The following is a 2,500-nucleotide window of genomic DNA, read 5'->3' as shown; positions in this document are numbered from 1 at the left end:
AGGGTGAAGTTCAGGTAACACTGAATGGAGGCCCGAACCCACGCACGTTGAAAAGTGCGGGGATGAGGTGTGGGTAGCGGAGAAATTCCAATCGAACCTGGAGATAGCTGGTTCTCCCCGAAATAGCTTTAGGGCTAGCCTTAAGTTTAAGAGTCTTGGAGGTAGAGCACTGATTGGACTAGGGGTCCTCATCGGATTACCGAATTCAGTCAAACTCCGAATGCCAACGACTTATACTTAGGAGTCAGACTGCGAGTGATAAGATCCGTAGTCAAAAGGGAAACAGCCCAGACCGCCAGCTAAGGTCCCAAAGTGTGTATTAAGTGGAAAAGGATGTGGAGTTGCTTAGACAACTAGGATGTTGGCTTAGAAGCAGCCACCATTTAAAGAGTGCGTAATAGCTCACTAGTCGAGTGACTCTGCGCCGAAAATGTACCGGGGCTAAATACACCACCGAAGCTGCGGATTGATACCAATGGTATCAGTGGTAGGGGAGCGTTCTAAGGACAGTGAAGTCAGACCGTAAGGACTGGTGGAGTGCTTAGAAGTGAGAATGCCGGTATGAGTAGCGAAAGACGGGTGAGAATCCCGTCCACCGAATGCCTAAGGTTTCCTGAGGAAGGCTCGTCCGCTCAGGGTTAGTCAGGACCTAAGCCGAGGCCGACAGGCGTAGGCGATGGACAACAGGTTGATATTCCTGTACCACCTCTTTATCGTTTGAGCAATGGAGGGACGCAGAAGGATAGAAGAAGCGTGCGATTGGTTGTGCACGTCCAAGCAGTTAGGCTGATAAGTAGGCAAATCCGCTTATCGTGAAGGCTGAGCTGTGATGGGGAAGCTCCTTATGGAGCGAAGTCTTTGATTCCCCGCTGCCAAGAAAAGCTTCTAGCGAGATAAAAGGTGCCTGTACCGCAAACCGACACAGGTAGGCGAGGAGAGAATCCTAAGGTGTGCGAGAGAACTCTGGTTAAGGAACTCGGCAAAATGACCCCGTAACTTCGGGAGAAGGGGTGCTTTCTTAACGGAAAGCCGCAGTGAATAGGCCCAAGCGACTGTTTAGCAAAAACACAGCTCTCTGCGAAGCCGTAAGGCGAAGTATAGGGGGTGACACCTGCCCGGTGCTGGAAGGTTAAGGAGAGGGGTTAGCGTAAGCGAAGCTCTGAACTGAAGCCCCAGTAAACGGCGGCCGTAACTATAACGGTCCTAAGGTAGCGAAATTCCTTGTCGGGTAAGTTCCGACCCGCACGAAAGGTGTAACGATTTGGGCACTGTCTCAACCAGAGACTCGGTGAAATTATAGTACCTGTGAAGATGCAGGTTACCCGCGACAGGACGGAAAGACCCCGTGGAGCTTTACTGTAGCCTGATATTGAATTTTGGTACAGTTTGTACAGGATAGGCGGGAGCCATTGAAACCGGAGCGCTAGCTTCGGTGGAGGCGCTGGTGGGATACCGCCCTGACTGTATTGAAATTCTAACCTACGGGTCTTATCGACCCGGGAGACAGTGTCAGGTGGGCAGTTTGACTGGGGCGGTCGCCTCCTAAAGTGTAACGGAGGCGCCCAAAGGTTCCCTCAGAATGGTTGGAAATCATTCGTAGAGTGCAAAGGCATAAGGGAGCTTGACTGCGAGACCTACAAGTCGAGCAGGGACGAAAGTCGGGCTTAGTGATCCGGTGGTTCCGCATGGAAGGGCCATCGCTCAACGGATAAAAGCTACCCCGGGGATAACAGGCTTATCTCCCCCAAGAGTCCACATCGACGGGGAGGTTTGGCACCTCGATGTCGGCTCATCGCATCCTGGGGCTGTAGTCGGTCCCAAGGGTTGGGCTGTTCGCCCATTAAAGCGGTACGCGAGCTGGGTTCAGAACGTCGTGAGACAGTTCGGTCCCTATCCGTCGTGGGCGTAGGAAATTTGAGAGGAGCTGTCCTTAGTACGAGAGGACCGGGATGGACGCACCGCTGGTGTACCAGTTGTTCTGCCAAGGGCATAGCTGGGTAGCTATGTGCGGAAGGGATAAGTGCTGAAAGCATCTAAGCATGAAGCCCCCCTCAAGATGAGATTTCCCATAGCGTAAGCTAGTAAGATCCCTGAAAGATGATCAGGTTGATAGGTTCGAGGTGGAAGCATGGTGACATGTGGAGCTGACGAATACTAATAGATCGAGGACTTAACCATATAATATGAAGCAATGTTATCTAGTTTTGAAAGAATATAAAAAACTTGTTGACTTTAAAGGTTAAATGAGTTACAATAATTCTTGTCTTAAATGAATACAGTCTGGTAATGATGGCAGAGAGGTCACACCCGTTCCCATACCGAACACGGAAGTTAAGCTCTCTAGCGCCGATGGTAGTTGGGACCTTGTCCCTGTGAGAGTAGGACGTTGCCAGGCAATTCGGAGGATTAGCTCAGCTGGGAGAGCACCTGCCTTACAAGCAGGGGGTCGGCGGTTCGATCCCGTCATCCTCCACCATTTAGCCGACTTAGCTCAATTGGT

The 2,500-nt window shown here is 51.2% G+C and carries 2 tRNA genes and 2 rRNA genes (2 of these 4 running past the window's edge); all 4 read left to right on the top strand.

Annotated features, from left to right (window positions below):
* Positions 1 to 2,178 (top strand): 23S ribosomal RNA (locus tag EUC40_RS25475) (it extends 744 nt beyond the left edge of the window).
* A gap of 101 nt (positions 2,179 to 2,279) precedes the next feature.
* A 5S ribosomal RNA gene (rrf, locus tag EUC40_RS25470) occupies positions 2,280 to 2,395 on the top strand.
* Between the two features lie 5 nt (positions 2,396 to 2,400).
* Positions 2,401 to 2,476, top strand: a tRNA-Val gene (locus EUC40_RS25465).
* A 4-nt stretch (positions 2,477 to 2,480) separates the two neighbouring features.
* Positions 2,481 to 2,500 (top strand) — tRNA-Thr (locus tag EUC40_RS25460); it runs 56 nt beyond the window's last position.

Origin of the sequence: Bacillus luti (genome assembly GCF_009739945.1) — a bacterium.
GTDB classification, from domain to species: Bacteria; Bacillota; Bacilli; order Bacillales; family Bacillaceae_G; genus Bacillus_A; species Bacillus_A luti.
The sequence above is the reverse complement of the archived record's forward strand: the minus strand, read 5'-3'. Positions and strand labels throughout refer to the sequence as shown.